Below are 19,825 nucleotides of genomic sequence, written 5' to 3' on the forward strand. Positions count from 1 at the left end.
GGAACCTTCAGGTCAGTCTTAACGCAAAGATCAAACCCGTCTGACATTCAATACCTCAAGAATTGCGTTGGACGCGCCAGCCAACTTTGACTCAGATATCACCTAGTATTGGCCCGGTTTGGGAAATCTGGTTGCCTCGCCGATAAATGGAAACTGGACAAAACCACTAGTTTCGCGAGCAGTGAGTTTACAAAAACCTAGCCTATTGACGCATTGGGTGCCGAGGGCAATCTTGGGTTATGGAACGGCCTAGGACACAATATGCCAAGGCGGGCGATATTCACATCGCCTATCAGGTTTTCGGGGACGGACCGATTGATCTGCTTTGGGCACAAGGTTGGGCAACCCATATCGAATACGCTTGGGAGAGTCCGGACTATGCGCGATTTCTGACGAAAATCAGTCGGTTTGCGCGGGTAATTTTCTTCGACAAACGCGGTGTGGGCATGTCTGATCGGGATGTCGGATATCCCACTCTTGAGGAACGATCGCTGGACATCAACGCGGTGTTGGACGCTGTAGGTACCGAACGGGTTGCGATCTTTGGAATGTCAGAAGGTGGTGCGATCTCCAGTGTTTTCGCAGCCACCTACCCCGAGCGGGTGAGCCATCTCATCCTAAACGGAAGCCGCCCTCGATACAAATGGGCGCCGGACTATCCGCTTGGGCTAAAGCCCGATGAATTGGAAGACGCGATAAAGCACTTTAGCGGTTACGCAGACGGCGACTTCATCGGGCTGGAAGGCGCACCCAGCATTTCGGATGATCCAGCGGCTCAACGGTGGCTCGATACCTATTTTCGGTATGCCGCTAGTCCCCGCGCTTTGATGAAATTGTCGCAGATGAATTACAACATCGACTACCGGCATGTTCTCAAGGCGATTCAGACCCCTACCTTGGTCATGCATCGCGAGGGAGACCGATGGTGCGACGTGGGCCACGCGAGATATCTAGCTGACAATATCAAGGGTGCAAAGTTACGTATTTTGCCAGGTGAAGACCACATCGCCTGGTACGGAGACCAAGATCAGGTGGTTTCTGAAATCAGGGCATTCGTGACCGGCGAAGCAGCCTCTGCATCTGCGGAGCGAACTCTGCTCACTTTGGTTTTTCTTGATCTCGTTGCTTCGACCGAACGCCTTACAATGATGGGTGATGAACGCTGGCATAGTGTACTGGATCAACTTGACCAGATCGTACATCGTCGCGTCGCTGCGTTTGGGGGAAACACAATTAAGCATACGGGAGATGGCTACCTTCTATCCTTCCGTGGGCCCACAAGTGCTTTGGATTGCGCAAAAATTCTACGCAACGACGTGTCGAATTTGGGATTTAAAAGCCGAACGGGAGTTCATACCGGCGAATGTGAAATCAGGGGAGAGGATTTGGCCGGCGTCGCCGTGCACGTGGCGGCGCGACTTATGGGCGAGGCTGGACCCGATGAAATTCTGACATCTCAGACGGTCAAGGACCTGACACTGGGATCAGATCACGACTTCTGTGAACTGGGGCGGCGAGAGCTCCGAGGAACCAGCGGAGAATGGACCCTCTTTGCCGTCGCAAATTGATGGTTCGTCAACCCTGCGACATAGGTTTGACGAGAGTACGTACTGGGCTTTGTACCGCCGTCGGGCCTGATGCAGCGTCGAAGCCTGTGTTAGTTTGAAAACCCTATAGTTCGACCCCGGGCAGGCCTTGACCTGTGAACCTGAGCAGCTACGCCAGCCGTCATACCGAAGCACAGTTTTCAGGCTAACCTGATCCGTCCCATCTGAGTGATCTAGTTTGAATACTAATGCAGCTGAACAATAAATGCAGACTCTCAGTCAAACAGGCCAATCCAATCATGTTCACCGCGTATGCAATATCAGCGTTTGGAGAATGGTCAGCAACGACAATAAAGCCGACACCGCTTTAACCAAACCAAGTCCGCTATGCGCCAACAAAACCTTCTACCTCTGGCGCATCTTCCTCAAGGTATCGCGGCCCGGGACCGTTAGCACCGATTTTGTCGTCAGGGTTGACCAGCTTACAGGTATCCATCGACAAGCAACCGCATCCGATACAGCCTGCCATTCCGTCTCTCAACCGCTGCAAACGTGCGATACGGTCGTCCAGTTCTTCGGTCCATCTGACTGAGAGTTTTTCCCAGTGTTTGACTGTCACCTTTTCTTCGGGCGGCAGAAAATCCATTGCTTCGGCAATTTCCCGAAGCGGTATGCCCGCCCGTTGTGCCACCTGGATAATGGCGATCTTTCGCAAAACAGTCGGAGAATAACGACGGTGGTTGGCGTCGTTACGTACCGACGCTATCAGCCCTTTTCGCTCGTAGAAGTGCACCGCAGACACAGCGATGCCGCTTCGTTCAGCCACGTCTCCAACCGTCAGGCCACCTCTTCGCTTCATCTTGCAACCCTCGCGTTCAACTTATTGACCTCAACTTAAGTTGAGGAAGTAACAACACAAGAGCGGGCTCGAATCATCGGGCAGAAAACACGGAGATTGAAATGTCGAAACAGAAGCCAGCCTACCTTGTGGCCAGTTCGTTTATGCCTGAGGGCCACGGGGCGCTTGACCCCTACGGTCAGGCCACGCACCCCATTATGGAAAAGTGGGGAGGAGAGTTGATCGTTGCAGGTGAGACCGAGCAATTTATGGATCATTTCGAGGGTGAATGGAAAAAAGACGCCCGGTTCACGTTGTTCAGGTTCCCCTCGATGGAGGCGCTGCAAGGCTTTTGGCACTCGGAAGAGTATCAGGCCGTCAAGCACCTCAGAACGGATGTGATCCCCCCAAATTTTACGTTTGCAGTTGAGGGTTTCGACGCCGAAGAATGGGCCGAGCAAAACCCGGATCACGCTTACATACAAAAAGACTGAACACCAATTTTGAGCGCGGAGCGAACAATGACGACAGCCGTAGACCACAAAACAGAGGCCGGGTGGCAGGAAATTCTAAGGGGAGAGTTCTCAGCAGCGTCCGCCGTCCTTGCGGCTGGAATAGCACTTCATGCGGTGAACATTACCCTTTCTGCCACGATGCTGCCTTCCATCGTGGCAGAGATTGGTGGGCACAGCCTTTACGCCTGGAACGCGACGCTTGCGACGCTTGCAGCGATCCTCAGTGCAGCCGTCACTGGGAAGCTGTTAAGGCGCACAGGTGTGCGCCTTGGATTTGGGCTGTCCGGGCTTGTCTTCGCGACAGGCAGCCTGCTTGCCGCATTGGCGTGGACCATGCCGATTTTGCTGGTCGGTCGGGTCATTCAGGGTGCTGGCGGCGGGATGCTGTTCACGCTCTGCTATTCGATGATCATCGTCGTCTATCCGGAACGCCTGTGGTCGCGGGCGATGGCTCTCTTGTCCGGAACGTGGGGGATCACAATGCTGTTTGGTCCAGCTATCGGAGGCATCTTCGCCGAGCTTGGCATGTGGCGCATGGGTTTTGGGATCATGCTTCCGATCACGGCCTTGTTTGTCGCTCTGACCCTAAAGCTACTTCCTCGTAGTCAACAGGATCATAAGCCGACCGAGCGGATTGCATTCGGGCAATTGGGATTACTTGCAGGGTCAGTCTTGGCGGTTTCCCTCGGCAGTATCGCACCAACTATCACATGGGCGGTCGCGGCTGTGCTTTTGTCTGTCTTGCTTTTGCTAACTCTGATGCGCCGCGAACAGGTTCAGACCGTGCGACTGTTCCCTCGCGGTGCCACCATCCCTGGAACACCGCTTTTTCTGGCTATTTCGGTCATGGCGCTTTTGATATTCTGTATCAATGCCGAGTTCTTCATGCCGTTTTATCTGCAACGGCTGCATGGGTTAAGCCCACTGATGGCAGGCTATGTGGCGGCTTTGGTTTCCATTGGATGGGCAGCGTCCGAAGTTTACTCTGCACGCTTTACCGGCCGAAAAATGCACCAGGCGGTCCTCGCCGGACCAATCCTGATGATGGTTGCCTGTGTGGCGCTTGGCACGGTCACACCGATGTTCGGTATCGCAGGACCGGCAATGACGGTATTGTTGGCAGTCGCCTTGATTGTTTTGGGCGTTGGCATCGGCTCCGGTTGGCCTCACCTCAACACATTCATCCTTCAATTCACGGATGAAAACGAACGGGACATGGCCGCATCTGCCCTATCTACAGTTCAGATGTTTGCAGTTGCGTTTGGGACCGCCGCAGCTGGTCTGGTTGGCAACTTCACCGGATTCAACGATGCCGGGAACCTTACGACCATAGCCAATTCCGCGGTGTGGTTGTTCGTAACTTTCGGGTTGGTCGCCGGGGTTGCAGTTCTAGCCAGCCGCGCCCTGATAGCCGGGCAAAAGGAGTAGCAGGATGGAACAAGTATTCCCGGACCTTTGGCAAACACCGCATGGATTGCGCTTTTGAGACATTGAAGTCCCACGCCAATCTTGTTCAGCATCCTGAAGAACGAGAATAGACCAATGTCGCCGAAAGCACAGCGTCACCACTCTTTGGTCGAGGCTGATTTCGGCGAAATGGTTTGCCACGAAATCAATCAAGGTGCGCATCCGATGCGACAGGAAAGCTGTTTCCGGTCGAAGAAGAAAAATGCCACCGCCCCCAATTCAATTTGAAAAATTGGGGGCGGTATCAGATCAATTCGAAAATTGATTCAGTTCAGTAAAAGTACGGCAGGTTTTTCTTTTTTGCGACCTCTACCCAGTTCGGCACGAATGGCACGATCTTGTCTTGTGACGGCACCATGATCTCAATGAAATTCGCCCCGGGATTGGCGATCGCGTCTCGCAATGTTTCTTCGATCTCGTCTTCCGATGTGATGCGCGTGGCTTTGAACCCAAAGGATTCCGCCAGCTTCCGATAGTCGACCCCGCCAAAATCAGTTGTCCATGGCTCGTCGACATCATCCAACAGGATTGCCTCACCACGAATCCATCCGAATGTATCGTTTCTGGTCAGGATCACGGTGATGTTCTTGCCGCTTCTGCGAAGAGTTTCCAAATCGCCAATCACGAAGCCAAATGACCCGTCGCCGGTAAAAGAAATGACAGGGCCATCTGATGCGTAAATCGCGCCCAGACCGGCAGGTATCGAATACCCCAATGCACCCATGGAATAGTTCGTGATGTAACGCCTTCCTGCCTCCCGGACAGACAGCAATGCAGACGGGTAGATCGCGCTGACCCCGGGTTCGGACGTAACAACTGCATTCGACGGCAAGATCTTGTCCAATGCCTGGGACAGCTTGACCGGAGAAATGACACCCTCGGGCATTGGGATGTTGGAATTGAAAACCGCATCCAGAGCAGTGCGCTTGACCGGGTTCAGGTCTACCTCTGGTCTCGTAAGGTCAGGATGGTTCTTTTTAATCAGCTCAACCATGTATTCAAGGCTGGCCCGTGCATCCCCGACCAGTCCTACTTTGACCGGAAAGTTGTTGCCGACATGTGCTTCGGCGATGTCCAGGTGGATGAATGTCTTGCTGTAGGGATCTCCGTACAGGCGCCAGTGATCGGTCGAACTCGAATCCGTATTGGTCCCGACAAAGAACACCAGGTCCGCATTTTTGACGTAGTCATTTGAGTATTCCATTCCCCCTCTTGCACCGATCACGCGCAATGCAAGCGGATGGGTTTCTGGAATCGTACCTTTTCCTGCCGTGGTCGTGCCGACCGGGATTTGCAGAAGCTCGGCAAGCTCCAGAAGTATCTCCGAAGCCTTTGAGATCAGTCCACCCTGCCCGGAAACGATCACAGGGCGCTCCGCCTTGAGCAATAGGTCAATCGTTTCCTTTATCTTGCCATGATCAGCGACAGGGCGATGCGCCGGATACGTGCTGTAGTCGGGTTCTGCATAGAGGTCGTCAATTTCCGCCTCATCGTGGAAAACATTGATCGGCACGCGGATGTGGACGGGCGCGGGCCGACCGGATGTAGCGACGCGAAACGCCCGGCGGAGGAGAAACGGGATTTCCTTGGGGTTGGTCACCAAGAAGGACTCTTTACATATGCTGTCATAGAGAGCGGTTTGATCGACCCCGGTCAAACCGTGTTTCTTGTCCTGATTGATCGGGATGTCCGAGCTGAAAAATATGACCGGGACAGAGCTCAAATATGCCTCGGTGATACCCGGAGAACAATGCGTGACACCCGGGCTTGGGGCTTCGAGAACGGCGGGTCGGCCGGTAATTTTTGCATAAGCCTCGGCCGCGAAAGACGCGGTTCTTTCGTCGCGGGTCAGCACGTACTTGATCGGCGACTGCTTGCCCCATTCCTTGTACCAGCCGATTGTCGTCTCACCGGGCAGTCCAAAGACGTGGGTTACACCGTGCAGTTCAAGCATTTTCAGAATGACCTGAGCGCCATTCATTTTTTGGGTCTCAGCCGGTTTCATCTTGGATTCCTTTGTGTGAGAGAAATCTGTATACAGGTTTGTGGACTTATTAATGTACAGATATCCATTCAGTCAATGCATGAATGCACCGTCCGCACAAACTAACCGATCGCTGGCAGGCGCAGCTTGTGGTGTGGAGGCGGTAAATATTCCCAGGACGGTTTTTCCTTGGCGCTCATGCTGCGCAGAACAGTCGTGGTGAATGCTTCTGCGCGTTCGGAAATACTGCCTGGATGATCTGTGAACCCGCGCCTGCTTAAGTGGGGTTTCTTAGAAGAACTTCTGACCGGGTGATCGCTGCAGCAACAGCGTCACCCCCAGATCCGTCATTGCGAAACACGGATGTATTAAATCCTCAAGAGAGGCGTGGATCATCCAGCTCCAGAGGGAAACGTTTCGGCATCAAACCCGCCTGAAACCAGGAAACGAACGAATGTATCGAATAGACCGGCAACCCGGTGAGCTTTCTGACGTCTGCAGCATAGGGAACCATATTGGTGCATTCGAGCACGATAGCGCCGATATTCTCGTTCTTCGTCACCAACTCTTCCGCTGCATCCAACATGTCGAGCCGACACTTTGCGAAATCTATTTCCAAATGGCTGTCAAGAATTCCACGGGTGAATTCCCGGCCATTGTCGGTTCCCACAATTGGCGTGTCGAGCGGAACATTGGCAGCGTTCAGGTGCGCCTCTGTCAGGGTCGACTTGGAAATCGTGATCACTCCGACTCGCCGTTCCGGCGGCAGCAGGACCTGGACCATTGGCACTTGCATCAGGGACGATGTCGCGACGGGCACGCCGACGGCTGCTGCGACTTCTTCCTGTATCAGGGACAAGAAACCGCAATTTGTGGTGATCCCGTCAACGCCGCTTTCGACCAGTTCACGCGCCGATGCGATAAAAGCTTCGGTCAAACCACGCGCGCCGTCGCGCACGACCCTGTCAGGTGAGGCCCCTCGTACCAGACGGTACTGAACCGGAAAATCCCAGCTCAGCGCATTGCCTATATCTCCGGGAATTCGCGGAAATGTTGCGTCAAGCATCAGAATTCCGACTGAGGCGCCGTATATGCCTTTTCCACCCTTCAGGACAGTCATCTGTAGTTCCTTTGTTTTGTAGTCACAGCCGAGTACTTAGTTGGGTACGTAAAGCTGTGAAAATGCTTGCCGCACTGCGGCGGTAGTTTCTTCAATCCGGCGGCCGATATGATTGCGCAGGGCCAAAACGGCCTCATCTTCATTTCTTTGCGCAAGCGCATCCAATATTGCGACATGGTCCGCCCGGGTCCGCGCGCGCCGTATTTCCATATCGATAAAACGTACATAACGAATACGGGCATTGATGTTGGAAATCTGACGTTCAAGTTCCTCGTTCCGGGAAAGGCGGACCAGCCCCAAATGGAATTCTTCGTCCACATCTACCATTTCGGCGATGGAGTCTGTTGTCATGTAGTTGTCGTCACCACGTTTTACGTGTTCGGAAAGCGCCTCGATTTCCGCATCAGACGCGCGCTGCACCGCAAGGCGCAATGCCTCGCTTTCAATCGCCACGCGGGCCTCATAAAGCGCCTGAATTTTCTCCGGGCTAAGCGATCGGCAAAAAAAACCGCGGCCGTTTTCGAAGTTCAGAAACCCTTCGGCGACCAATCGGTTCAGCGCTTCACGAAGTGGTGTTCGGCTGGCACCCAGAGATTTGGAGAGCGAACTTTCGTTGACACGCTGGTCCGGCTTGAATTCAAAATTCGTCGCCATTCTGCGCACTTCATCATAGATTTTGTCAACGCTGCTTGAAAGCTCACTCATATCGTCTCTCCGAGCAATTGTTGCATTCAATTTGGTACACAGTGCTTCCTACACACACATCTCACATATGTACATGCATCTCACAAATGTACACGCATCCTCTGATGTCAGTTGTTGCATGACCTGAAAAAACTCACTGGAAAGTTCGGGAGCCATGGCAAACGCACGGGCAATTCCAACCCGTCTTGCGTTCGCCTTGAAACCTTCTCTGGCAAGCCGGATGCTCAAACACCGAAATTGGTGACCCGACAAGGAGTCATCCGGTCTCCACGTTAGCGTGTTTGGACCAAGAAACGACGCCCTTTGGGGTCAAATCCACGTGCCAAGGATCAGGAAAACCAACGCAACCGCTGCAGGTGATAGTCTGGCGTAAAGGATGAAGTTTCCGCGCGTGCCCGCGCTGCCGACCATGGCCGTCAGAACGATAAAACCCAAAACAAATGCTTGGGTCCAAGACTGAGAAGAGCCCGGCAGCCAAAAACTAAAAAAGAGTCCCAAACCAATGGAGGCGTTGTAGGACGCGATACTCCGGCCTAAAAAACGTGTTCTATTAACCTCTTCCACATTGAAGTCAGTCACCCTTTCACACACGTCCTGCCAGCGAAACCACTGTGCGTACGCAAATGCAAAATGACCACCAATTACAGCAGCAAGCGCAAGATAATAAAAATAAATCATGAAAATCTCCGTTAACTCAAGTTTCGGGTGTCAAAAAACTGCCTCCATAGCGCATCATCATTCGAACGAATTGCGTTCGGTTAGAGCAGCCGGTTTTTGAGAGAATTGATTTCGTCTGCGCATTGATCGTCGAAACGGCACGCCCACGGCGATCGGCGATTTCCGGGTTGGTCAAACCGCGCCCAATTGAATTGACGATCGAGGTTTCTGCCTGCGTCAAGCCAAAGGCTTGTTGCACATGATTGACATTAAAAGTGGCGGGTAAACTTGTGTCAGTGCTGCAAAGCAAAAACCCCCGAAACGGAGAAGTTCCCATCTCGTCCAGTCTATGCAACGGAATGACTTCAACACACAGAACATCGTTCGTGTGATTGAGTATACACTCCTTTCGGGGTCTTGCGCCGAACTTGCCATGTTGACGCGGACTATCCATCAAAGCCTCTAGACTGTTCTGTCCCTTGGGATCCGCAATGTGCAGACGCCCGTCCGCCAGAACACGAAACAGCCGATAGCTTTCCTGCTGACGCTGAAATTCGTCGTTGCGCGCGACAACCCAACCACGCGCATCCAGCACACAAATTCCGATAGATAATTTGTCGATTGCAGACAGAATGGCCTCGTATCGCTGTTGCAACTGGCGCGTTGGAATTCCCAAATCAATTGCCTTTGCGAGGTGCGGCAGGATTTTGGACAGGAAGGCTCGTTCCTCTCCTATCAGGGGACCGCGCGCGATGTTCAGCTGAACAGAAAAAAGGGATATCCACTGGTTGTCCTTGTTCATAACGCCTGCGGCACGATGAAGAATGCCAAGCTTCATCAGTTTTTTGACGTGTTCCTGCGATTTGAGTTCATTTAATGAGGGTGCCAAAGCGCTATCATCAATTAGCTGTATTGCGTCATCTTCATTCGTGTGCTGTCGTATTATTGCCTGATCGCGAGCCTCCAGTTCCTGACATTTTGACAAATAGACAGACAGAACATCTTGCGAGTACAGCCCTGAGTGCATCGGTGCCGTCAGAGTGCGCCCGTTGACAGTATCTGACCACTCAAAAATGATACTACCTTGCGCAGATACGCGATCTACAACCTCGTCAAGAACGTCGGTCCAACGATTGCTGTCTGCAACCGTATCGTAAATCCGTAAAATCAGCTGCTCTTCAGAATTGGTCACGGGACTATCCACCTATTCATTTTAGACAGGCTCTGTAATTCTAACCCTGCATTCAACCGCAAGCATAGCCCATTTGGGGGATGCTGAAATTTTGACAAATATGTAGTGTCGAAGGACAAATAAGATTCATAGTATTTTTGAGAAATATGGAACAAAGGAGATTATAACGTCGCCGAGTATTCCTTTCTTTGGTTTGGAGAGTTTTTCCAGCTCGCTTTGAAGGACCTGAAAGATCTGACATTTAGACGACCAATTCGCGCGGCATCACTTCATCAACATTCAGGTACTCTAATTCTAAACTGATTTTTTCAGCTACCCGCGGTTGTGTTGCGATGGATGGTTTGCAATTTCATGGCTTTGAATGTAGCTTTCATCGCTAGAATAAACATTTTTGTTGCAAGTGGTTAGGACTCGTCAATCCTGCGCCACCTATCTGAGAACGCACAAGTAGATAAAATTGAATGTGCCGAGGCTGGCGACGTCGTTTCCAGATGTCTGTCACGCTCGATGGATTTGGCAGAGTTAATTGCCTGACGCGGTTTGACACAGGGTTCAGAACATCTGCTCCGATAGGCATCGCCCTTTCTGGCGCTGAATTTGTCGGTGGGATCAAGATGTCCTGGACCAGAAAGGATACGAGGTTCCAGTTTACCGTTTCTGCGGTTTCTCAAGATCCACACCTTTGAAGTGTGCTGTTGATCCAGGTTTTGCCAGCGAGATTGTTGTTATGTTCGATTTTATTACGCAAATTACAAATGCCGCCGCCGCAGTGTCCAACGATATTCGGCAAGCCCGTCGCCGCAAGCTTATAGAACGGCAATTTTATGAAGCCCAAACGGCAATAGCAGCGGCCTATAAACACCATGTTTCAGGGAGCACGGCTATCCGCTCGCTGCAAAGCCAAGCCAAGGCGCTATCGGTGACATGGCGTGACATCATTGACCTTGGCGACCCCTACCGCACCATCCATGAGCGTCGGCTGGAAAATCTGAAATCACAGGTCGTCAAAAACACCGAAGAAAAGGGCACATGGTTTTTAGAACCAGACGCTGCAACTTTGGAGGCGCTGCAGGAGCCAAGGGTAGCCGCTGTGCGAGCCCAGGCCGAAAATGATCTGTTTGAACTCCTCGATCAGTCACTCGATGCAGCGCTTCACCAATTCGACAGGAAATGTACTGAGATCGAAAATCAGGCCGAAGATCAGCGCCGGCCCGAACTCCGCGCGCTGATCTTCGAGAAACGCAACGTTCTGGTGGCGGCCACACAGGTGGACGCGGAGCGGGATGATGCGCGCAAGTTGCTGGTCGCTGCGCAGAATGGCTGGGCTGAACGTGTCGCAGCGTCTTACCAATCCGCGCTGGCTGACAAGCTGACAGAGTTTGACGAAAAAATTCGACCGAAGTTGATCGCAAAGGTCGTACGCGAGCGCACAGCTGCTCACTGGATCAAGGAAATTCTTATCAAAGGCAACAGCGTGCCTCATGCCAAGCTGGGACGAGAATATCAGAAAAGCGATCAACACCTGCAGGACCAGCTGATCAACACGGTGACCCTGATGGTTCAGGAAGACGGCTCGCTGGTCTATCGCGCGCGTGAGCGCGACGCCGGAGGTCGGTTTTCATTCGAGTCGAACTATATGCAAGAAAGCACCCAGTTCAGAAATCAGGCACGGCACAAGGCTCCCGATCCTCAGGTTCGTGGCCCGGAGGATCGGGAACTGCCATTTGCCTTGCGATTTCTTGATCAGGTGCAGATCCCGGCAACGACTTCCGCGAGCTTGAAAGAGGTTGCCTCATTCAGCATTCGTAGTGGCGACGATGTTGAACAAGTCATGTCACAGTTCGAGGGCGATGTATTTGGTGCGCTGCACGGTTTGGAGGAAAACGGTTATCGCTACCCCCCACATATCACGGGCTTTCCGGGCACGCAGAGGGTTGCGGACTGGTTGGGCAAGAATTCCGCGCGGCAGATTTCAGTTGCACTTCGTCCTGATGGGTTGTTGGCCGTTGTAGTCAAGCTGAACGATAGCAAAACGATCGTAGACGGCGACAAACCCGACAAGGTGATCCAACTCCGCGAGGATTATAATAGTGCGCGACTGATGAGCCTATTGGTCGTGACATTGGTGACGCGCGTGCTGAACGGTTCGGACGGTGCCCGCTGCTTCCCAAGAAAATGCGGTCCGAGCGAGCGGTTGCACATCCCGAGTTTCTGTATCTGGCCGCTCCAGGTCGATCCGCACGGGGCGGTGACGCGGGCGGAAACTCTTCTGGAGAAGTTTGAAACGGGGGCGCTCAAGCCGGACAAGGTACCAAGCTGGGCGGTTGGTTGGAACCCGACGGTTCAGGCGAATGCACTGGCGGCGCGGTTCTCGTTTACTGCGGAACGGCATCTGCGTGTGCTGAACGCAACCAACGCGGGCCCCATTGAAGAGCGGGAAGGTGTAAATGAGAATGACGCGCTAGATATGCTGACGCAGTGGTTCAAATACACTTGTTTGCTGCTTGGTGCCCTTTGGGGGTTTATGGTGTTGTCTACTGTGGTGGCGACCAACGCCTATACGGTGCGCGAGCTATGGCTATCCACGTTGGCGTTTTCGCTGATCGGTGTCTGGCGCTGTCTGATCTGTTGGGGTTTGTCGGCCCGGGCACGTGAACCGCGTCCACCGGCGAACCTGAACGGGTGGCTGTCGCGATTGGTGTCAGCCCTTTCAAAATCCGTGGATGCGGTGGTCGAGTTGGCCTTTGCCCGTCGATGGTTTCTGCTGACCGGTCCGGCAATCATGTGCTTGCTGATTGCGACTACATACCAATGGCGTGAAACGACATGGACCTCGCTGCATGAACGGATATCCGCTCCAAGCGTGATCAGTTTCGTCGAACCGGATGAAAACGCGACCCATACCCTATCCGCAGAACCTGAACCAGCATCTGAAGCGGTCGCACCGGATCGGGAAGTAATCAATATTCTACCCCGCGAACCTGAACCAGAATCTGATGTCGCAGGGTTTCAGGCGTCGCTCTACAAAGGTGTCTGGGCGCTTCCGCTTCTCGCCATCGGTTTGATGCGGCACGGGTACATGCTGCTGTATGATCTGGTCCTGCAACGCGGCCAGCTACAACGTAAACTGAATTCGGTGGCCGGTGTCGAAAATACATGGGCTGCGGGTCGGGCGCTGCCGTCGCTCATGACGTCTTCTGAGGGCGAGGCGCCAGCGTTGACCGACGAAAAAGCCTCGGCCATCGGCAACGCAATTGCGCAGATGAAAACGCGTGTGACAGCTGAAATCACAGCGGCGCGGTCACGGTTCGACAAGGGCTCGGCAGCAAATGCGGCCTTGGTGGCTGTGATCGGGCTGCTAGCGCCCTTCAGCGCGATGGAAGCCGCAAAGCTCAATGAACCAGACGAACCAAATACCTATCATGGTCTTTCCACCGAGTTGGAGAAGACACATGACCATTTGGTCGCGAAATTGCGGCCGTTGATACCGGAGTATCCTCTAGTCAACCGGATCGAGGTGACACCTGAGGTGCTTGCCGATCTGAGCAAGCTCAACGGTGAACTCTCTACGGTGCTGGAAACCCTGCAGGACATTCAAAACAACCGCAGCGTGACAATCTCGACTCGGGCCGAAACGAAAACCGCGATTGCTGCACTCGACGAGTTGTCTCGCGTTATGCGGCGGATGACAATGAGTTCCAAGTTGGCATTGGATGCCGATATCGGGTCAGCGCTGCAAGAACTGGGGCTTCTCAAAGCCGTGCTCGATAAGTTGCGGGAAGGAGTGGTCATTCCCGTCACGCCCAAGGGATTGAGACCTCCTGAATCCGCACGATGGGTCGACATAGACCTCGCCTTTATCAATACGGCACCCGACACAGGAATTATACACCGGGTGTTCGAGCATTGTGAACCGTTGGGCGGGATGCGCTTCGATATCAACGATGCGAATATCAACAAAGGTGAGTGGTTCAGCGGCCACAACGTGACTGGCAATACCGACCTTGCTTCGCTTGTCGCGCGCCTAAATCCCGGGACCAACACGCAAGGCGCAACTGCAGATGAACCCTGGCGGATATACATCCTGGGGCTGGCCGACACGCAAGGCAATGCCGTTTCAAACCTAAACCTGTCAAAGCGCCGTGCCGAGGCCCTGAAAGAGGAGTTGTCTGATAAAGTAGGCGGGATACCAATTATGACCCTGCCTTTGGGTGAAGCAGGATGGCTGGCGGATACAGGTCTGCCGGATCAGGAAAGTGACGCAAATCATCGCAGCGCAACCGTGTATCTGTGCCCGCGGCAGATTCAGATTGCAGACAACAATGCTGGAAGGGACTTTCAATGACCATTGTCAAGATCAATCGCATAGCCAAGGAAAAGACCCCGCGCAAGAAGCTGACTCAGATCGGCGAAGTGACAATGCAACACGGCCGCGGTTCGGGTGTCGATGTCAAAGAGTTCGACCTCCCCGATCAGCACATCATCGAAGCCGAGCTTGAAAACGGATTGATCCTGTTTCGGCGCGCGGATGATATTGGTGAAGTGAGCTCTGACCGCAGCGGATCCGGGGGGACACAGCTAGTCCTGCCGCAATCTCTGGACCAAGGTGGCAACTCGCGCGGGCTAGGTGCGTTTGCGGTGCGCACTTACCGATTCTTTTCTGGCAGTGGCCTGGGTGAAAAGGCCGCTTATGCCACCGCGCGGAAGCTTGAGCAAAAACCGCGAGAACTGGACGGTTGGCCGCGCAAACCCGCCTATCGCGACGAAGACGTGTTGCTGCCTTTGCTGCGCGACGGGGGTTTCGGAGAGATGGACGCCTCGTTGGCCACGCGTGATGGCGCTGAAATTCTTGTGCTGATCCACGGTACGGCTTCCAGCACCTTGGGTTCTTTTGGGCCAATCGCTCATGGCAAATCCGATGGAACCCTATCCCCAGGCACAACATCGCGCACGCAATGGGAAAGGCTTTGCAAAAGATTCGAAGACCCAAAAGACTACAATGAAGAAAAGCGTTGCCTGATCTACGGGTTCGAGCATCACACGCTGACACGCAGCCCCGTGCAGAATGCCATCGCGCTTTTGGAAGCGATACCGCGCAACGCCAAGTTACACATGCTTTCCCATTCCCGGGGTGGGTTGGTCGGTGAACTGCTGTGCTTGCTGCCGGACACGTTGGACAAGGATGATCTGGACCGATACGCAGACGCCGGGCTGCCACGTGACGATCTGGAAAAGTTCAAGCAACTGATGGCATTCAAGGCTCCGCAAGTGCAGCAATTCGTGCGCGTTGCGGCACCAATGCAGGGCACGTTGCTGAATTCGGACCGTATCGACACGACCTTCTCGTTGCTGTTCAACCTCATGAAGATCGTACCGGGTGGGCAGAACGTACTGGCCGACGCGTTCCGCGAATTTGCCCGCGAGTTTATCGCAACGCGCGAGGATGTCTCGGTGTTGCCGGGGTTGGCGGCAATGAGCCCCGAGTCCGCGCTGGTAGCGATCCTCAATCGGGCCAATCGCACCATCGAAAGTCCCTTGACTGTAGTCAGCGGTGATATCGAGCCATCCGGCATTCTCAAGTCGCTCGCCGTATTTGCGACGGATCTGTTCTATCGCGAGGATCACGACGTGGTGGTCCATACGCGTGCGATGCTCAAAGGTGTGCCGCGCAAACCCGACTTAAAGGTGTTTCCCGCGCAAGGCAGCGACGTGAATCACTTCAGCTACTTCTCCAACAAAATGTCGTCGAAAGTGATAGTCGATGCGTTGACCGGCGTTGAGAACCCCAACCTTGAGTCGCGCGCGCCAGAGCCTGAGGCGATGGAGTTAATCTCGGGCACCCGAGGATCAGGGGCGGACAAGCCGCTTGTGTTTGTGCTGCCGGGGATCATGGGCAGCCATCTGCGGGTCAAGGGGCAAGACACGCCGATCTGGTTCAATCTCCCTCGTATTCTGACCGGCGAGCTTAGAAAAATCACAAGCAAGGACGGCGAAGCTATTGAAGATGTTGAACCTGCTGGCGTTCTCAAACGTTTTTATGGTGGGCTCGTAAAGCATCTGAGCCGCAGCCACGAGGTTGCCGTCTTTGACTTCGATTGGCGCAAGCCGCTGCAGGAAGAGGCGGACCGGCTTGCCGCGCGCGTGGAAATGGAGCTCAGCAAGATCCCCAACGGGGAAACGCGTCCGATCCGATTTGTGGCCCACTCGATGGGCGGGCTTGTGGTGCGTCTGATGATCAACCGCCATCGCGAATTGTGGGAAAAACTGCGCAGCGATGCGGGCGGCGGGTCCACGCTTGTTATGCTGGGCACGCCCAATCGTGGATCGATGTCGATTGTCTGGGCCCTGATGGGGCTCGACAAGATGATCCACACGATCGATCGCATCGACTGGAAGCATGATGTGCCCGAACTGGTGGAGAAAATGGTCCCATTGCAGGGCATTCTGGAACTGCTTCCTACAGACGGGGACGGAGCCTATTTCAAAAGGTCGACATGGCAGCAGTTGCGCAACGCAAAGGGCCCGAGCTGGCCGTTACCCGAAAGCAAACGACTGAAAAATGCGGCCAAGACCTATGATGAACTGAAATTGATACCCAATGATGCGCCCGCCATGAGCTATATCGCGGGCAATGCCGATATGACGCCGGCCGCGTTGGACAGCACGACATTGAAGATGACAGGATCGCGACACGGTGACGGGCGCGTGCTGTGGCGCACCGGCCTGCTGCCAGATGTTTCCACATGGTATGCGTATGAAACCAGTCACGGCGACCTGGCGCGCGACAGGGATCTGTTCGGGCCAATCCTCGATCTATTGCAAACCGGGCGCACAAACGGCTTACCACAGACACCGCCGGTTGAGCGCAGCGGTGCTCCGCTGTTCGAAGTGATGGAACCCGAACTGCTCTACCCGTCCAACGAGGACGCTGAAGCGGCGATCATCGGGGCCACGGGTGCGGATGATCAGGAAATCGATGCCGAGAAGCGGACCCCCTGCAAAGTGTCCGTCACGCATGGAGATCTACGACTGCACAGTAGTGTGGTGACCGTTGGGCGCTATGAACACGAACCGATGGAAGGGGTCGAGCGCGACATTGATGAACAGTTGGACGGACAATTGACACAACGTCGCGCGCTTGGGATTTATCCGGGGCAAGAAGGCACAGCCGAACTTTTCCTGCGCAAACAGCCCGTTGGAGAGTTCGCCACGGGGATCGACGGCGCCCTGGTCGCCGGGTTGGGCCGGGTCAGCGAATTGTCGCGGCGGCGCCTGTCGGTGACGCTGGCCAACGCCTTTGTTCTTTATGCGTTGCGCACGGGCCCCGTTGAGAAAGATGGGGCAAAGACACTGACGACTTTGCCAATCAGTTCCAACGACAGTCAGCTTTCAATCGCCGACAGCGTGGAATCGATCCTTGTGGCGCTACAGAACGCGAATAATCGCTTGCCATGCGATCACAGGATCACGCATCTGACCATCCTCGAACTCTACGAGGACCGGGCCATCGAGGTCGGCTCGGCCCTGTCTCGGATGGAACGTGAAGGGCGCTGGAATCAGGACTTCAAGATCGACTGCAACATTCGCAACGGCCTGGCAGGACGGCAGCGGTTCCGCTTTGGTCCAGATACAAGCGGTAACCGGCGCATGCAGATAACAGTGCCTGAAAATGACACCGAGAGTCTGGATTTCGTGGTGTTTGATCGCGGCGCGTTGGCCCAGAAAGTGACTACGCGCGTCAAACGCAGCCGTATCGACAGTCTTATCCACGAGGCCACTGCAAACAGCCATACCGGACCGGACACAGGCAAACTGCTGTATGAATGGGTCATCCCCAAAGAGTTGCGCGCCAAAACCTCAGACAAACGCAACATGACATTGCAGGTCGACGAAGCCGCGGCAGCCTACCCGTGGGAGATGTTGCAGGACAACTGGGCTGAAGGTGGCAAACCGGTTGCGGTTGAAGCGCAGGTAACCCGCCAGTTGATTCGCCGGCGCAGCGGTCTGGGGTCAAACATCGCCGCATCGCGCCGGGTCTTGGTGATCGGTGATCCGGTCAGCTTTTTCAGTGAACTGAAAGGCGCACAGGCCGAAGCCCGGCTTGTTGCCGACAAACTTGGCGCCAGCGGCTGGACGCAAGATATGGACGTGCAAATCCGCGAGAACGTCGATGTAGAGCGCGCGCTTACGTTAGAGGAGAACCAAATCCTGCATTTCGCCGGGCATGGTGTGTTCGAGTGGGGCGACAACAAACAGACCGGGCTCATAACAGGCAAGAAACGGGTGCTGGAACCCGCCTTCATCGAAAAGCTGCGCTATGTGCCAGAGTTCGTGTTCCTCAACTGTTGCTACGGCGGCGCCATCGGCATCGCGCCGGACATGGCAGAAAACTCGGACGAAGAGAGAGATCCGCACACTCCTCAGGCAGCGCTGGCCAACCGTCCCGATCTCGCTTCGGGGATTGCGATGAAGTTCATCGAAGCTGGCAGTAAGGCCGTGATTGCCGCCGGTTGGGCTGTGAACGATGGCATGGCGCAGCTGTTTGCGACAACTTTCTACGACGCCTTCCTGAACGGATACAGTTTTGCCGAGGCAGTACGCCTGGCGCGGGCCAAGGTCTATGAGAAAGATCAAGACGGAAACACCTGGAGTGCCTATCAAACCTATGGCGATCCTGAGTTCAGATTGCAAAGGGGTGTGGGCGCGCATCGACCGGACTGGGTCAAGCCCGAGTTTGTTTCGCCCCGACAGGCAACATTGACGCTGCGGTCGTTAAAACTGGACGCGCGGTTCGCGCCAACGGCTCAACAGACAACGCAGGTTGCCAAACAGTTCATGGAGACACTGCGGGTCGTCAACGGGCACAGCGAATGGAGCCGCAATCCCGAGCTGTTCGAGGCCATCGCTGATGTTTGCGCGGAATTGGGCGATTACAAAAGTGCCATTGAATATTACGAGAGAGCAGTACGCCGTTCGCCCCCGACCCTGTCGCTGAATGCCTTGGAAAACCTGATGTCCTTGCGGGTGCGCGTGGATACGCAAACCCGCATCGAGAAACAACAAGGCTCATCGAAAAGGGAAATTGAAAAGGCGCGCAAAAAGGAAGAAGAGACGATACGGGCGGCGATCGACTATCTGGTTCAACAGGAAAAAATCGCAGGAGAACGCAGTGCAGCCCTGCGACAGACACGGATCGGTGACGGATACCTGCGGCTGACGGCCTGTGCGTTTGTCGGTTCCCCTACAAAGGCAACCACCATTGATTATCTGGAACGGGCGCGCGGGGCCTATGACACTGCCGTAACCTGCGGATTCCAGCTTCCCGAGTTCAACACAGCATACCCCCTGATCCGACGGGCGCTTGCAGACTTTCTTCTGTCTTGTGCATCCGACGGCAAACTGGGTCACTCCATTGATGAGCTCATGCCGGTGGTGAATCGCGTGGCGCAGGACATAAAGGAAACCGACGCGCAACAGACGCAGTTCCAACGTCGCCGGCTGATTGCGGAAACCCGCCTCTTCGAGCTTGTCTCGACGGACGTATACAATGCTTCACTCCAAGGCGAGTTGCTGGATGTCTTTGGGCAGTTGTTTCTGGATGGCGGGTCCATCCGGCGACGCAGAGAAGTCGTGAGCGACCTCTACACCGTCGCCCAGTTGTTGTCCGAGGTCGGCAAGCAACGCACCAATCAGTTGGATGCAACAGTTGGCGAAACGGTCAGGTCATTGGCGCGAGAGCTTGAGAACGGAATTCCAAAAGTCTCGGACTCAATTTTGAATTTAGCAAAGGAGATTTGACA

11 protein-coding genes are annotated in these 19,825 nt (G+C 54.4%); 5 read left to right on the forward strand and 6 right to left on the reverse strand.

What is annotated here, in order from left to right; translation table 11 throughout:
- Positions 1 to 239: 239 nt before the first annotated feature.
- Positions 240 to 1,568 carry an adenylate/guanylate cyclase domain-containing protein gene (locus tag ACR0NW_RS05325; RefSeq protein WP_480448507.1) on the forward strand — a complete coding sequence of 443 codons (1,329 nt, stop codon included), beginning with the start codon at positions 240 to 242 and terminating at the stop codon, positions 1,566 to 1,568.
- 364 nt (positions 1,569 to 1,932) lie between these two features.
- Here ACR0NW_RS05325 and soxR read toward each other — a convergent pair whose 3' ends face one another.
- Complete coding sequence (soxR, locus tag ACR0NW_RS05330; protein WP_480448505.1) at positions 1,933 to 2,406, reverse strand: redox-sensitive transcriptional activator SoxR; 474 nt, start codon at positions 2,404 to 2,406, stop codon at positions 1,933 to 1,935.
- Between the two features lie 101 nt (positions 2,407 to 2,507).
- On the opposite strand from soxR, the gene ACR0NW_RS05335 reads away from it, so the two are divergent.
- Together ACR0NW_RS05335 and ACR0NW_RS05340 are read left to right on the forward strand one after the other, a co-directional pair.
- A complete protein-coding gene (locus tag ACR0NW_RS05335) occupies positions 2,508 to 2,879 on the forward strand; it encodes a DUF1330 domain-containing protein (protein ID WP_480448504.1) in 372 nt (123 codons plus the stop codon).
- A gap of 27 nt (positions 2,880 to 2,906) precedes the next feature.
- Positions 2,907 to 4,328 (forward strand): MFS transporter, encoded by a 1,422-nt coding sequence (locus ACR0NW_RS05340; RefSeq protein WP_480448503.1) that lies wholly within the window; start codon positions 2,907 to 2,909, stop codon positions 4,326 to 4,328.
- A gap of 310 nt (positions 4,329 to 4,638) precedes the next feature.
- Here the strand turns inward: ACR0NW_RS05340 and ACR0NW_RS05345 are convergent, their stop codons facing one another.
- The 5 genes from ACR0NW_RS05345 to ACR0NW_RS05365 all read right to left on the reverse strand — a co-directional run bounded on the left by ACR0NW_RS05345 (position 4,639) and on the right by ACR0NW_RS05365 (position 10,025).
- Positions 4,639 to 6,372 (reverse strand): thiamine pyrophosphate-binding protein, encoded by a 1,734-nt coding sequence (locus tag ACR0NW_RS05345; RefSeq protein WP_480448502.1) that lies wholly within the window; start codon positions 6,370 to 6,372, stop codon positions 4,639 to 4,641.
- 355 nt (positions 6,373 to 6,727) lie between these two features.
- Positions 6,728 to 7,471, reverse strand: a complete 744-nt coding sequence (locus tag ACR0NW_RS05350) for an aspartate/glutamate racemase family protein (protein ID WP_480448501.1) — start codon at positions 7,469 to 7,471, stop codon at positions 6,728 to 6,730.
- A gap of 36 nt (positions 7,472 to 7,507) precedes the next feature.
- Complete coding sequence (locus ACR0NW_RS05355) at positions 7,508 to 8,176, reverse strand: GntR family transcriptional regulator (protein WP_480448500.1); 669 nt, start codon at positions 8,174 to 8,176, stop codon at positions 7,508 to 7,510.
- Positions 8,177 to 8,485: 309 nt separating this feature from the next.
- Positions 8,486 to 8,854: a DUF1304 family protein gene (locus tag ACR0NW_RS05360; RefSeq protein WP_480448499.1), complete on the reverse strand. Its 369-nt coding sequence runs from the start codon at positions 8,852 to 8,854 to the stop codon at positions 8,486 to 8,488.
- A 16-nt stretch (positions 8,855 to 8,870) separates the two neighbouring features.
- Positions 8,871 to 10,025 carry a helix-turn-helix transcriptional regulator gene (locus ACR0NW_RS05365; RefSeq protein ID WP_480448498.1) on the reverse strand — a complete coding sequence of 385 codons (1,155 nt, stop codon included), beginning with the start codon at positions 10,023 to 10,025 and terminating at the stop codon, positions 8,871 to 8,873.
- A gap of 727 nt (positions 10,026 to 10,752) precedes the next feature.
- On the opposite strand from ACR0NW_RS05365, the gene ACR0NW_RS05370 reads away from it, so the two are divergent.
- Positions 10,753 to 14,370 (forward strand): OmpA family protein, encoded by a 3,618-nt coding sequence (locus ACR0NW_RS05370; protein WP_480448497.1) that lies wholly within the window; start codon positions 10,753 to 10,755, stop codon positions 14,368 to 14,370.
- Positions 14,367 to 19,823 carry a CHAT domain-containing protein gene (locus ACR0NW_RS05375; RefSeq protein ID WP_480448496.1) on the forward strand — a complete coding sequence of 1,819 codons (5,457 nt, stop codon included), beginning with the start codon at positions 14,367 to 14,369 and terminating at the stop codon, positions 19,821 to 19,823. Before ACR0NW_RS05370 ends, ACR0NW_RS05375 begins: the two co-directional genes overlap by 4 nt.
- Positions 19,824 to 19,825: the final 2 nt, after the last annotated feature.

Source organism: Ruegeria sp. CF5 (assembly GCF_056537325.1).

Bases quoted from the DNA above. Each gene is read 5' to 3' on its own strand.
- ACR0NW_RS05370 (WP_480448497.1), top strand. From the start codon at position 10,753: ATGTTCGATTTTATTACGCAAATTACAAATGCCGCCGCCGCAGTGTCC.
- ACR0NW_RS05340 (WP_480448503.1), top strand. From the start codon at position 2,907: ATGACGACAGCCGTAGACCACAAAACAGAGGCCGGGTGGCAGGAAATT.
- soxR (WP_480448505.1), bottom strand. From the start codon at position 2,406: ATGAAGCGAAGAGGTGGCCTGACGGTTGGAGACGTGGCTGAACGAAGC.
- ACR0NW_RS05350 (WP_480448501.1), bottom strand. From the start codon at position 7,471: ATGACTGTCCTGAAGGGTGGAAAAGGCATATACGGCGCCTCAGTCGGA.
- ACR0NW_RS05360 (WP_480448499.1), bottom strand. From the start codon at position 8,854: ATGATTTATTTTTATTATCTTGCGCTTGCTGCTGTAATTGGTGGTCAT.
- ACR0NW_RS05375 (WP_480448496.1), top strand. From the start codon at position 14,367: ATGACCATTGTCAAGATCAATCGCATAGCCAAGGAAAAGACCCCGCGC.
- ACR0NW_RS05325 (WP_480448507.1), top strand. From the start codon at position 240: ATGGAACGGCCTAGGACACAATATGCCAAGGCGGGCGATATTCACATC.
- ACR0NW_RS05355 (WP_480448500.1), bottom strand. From the start codon at position 8,176: ATGAGTGAGCTTTCAAGCAGCGTTGACAAAATCTATGATGAAGTGCGC.
- ACR0NW_RS05345 (WP_480448502.1), bottom strand. From the start codon at position 6,372: ATGAAACCGGCTGAGACCCAAAAAATGAATGGCGCTCAGGTCATTCTG.
- ACR0NW_RS05335 (WP_480448504.1), top strand. From the start codon at position 2,508: ATGTCGAAACAGAAGCCAGCCTACCTTGTGGCCAGTTCGTTTATGCCT.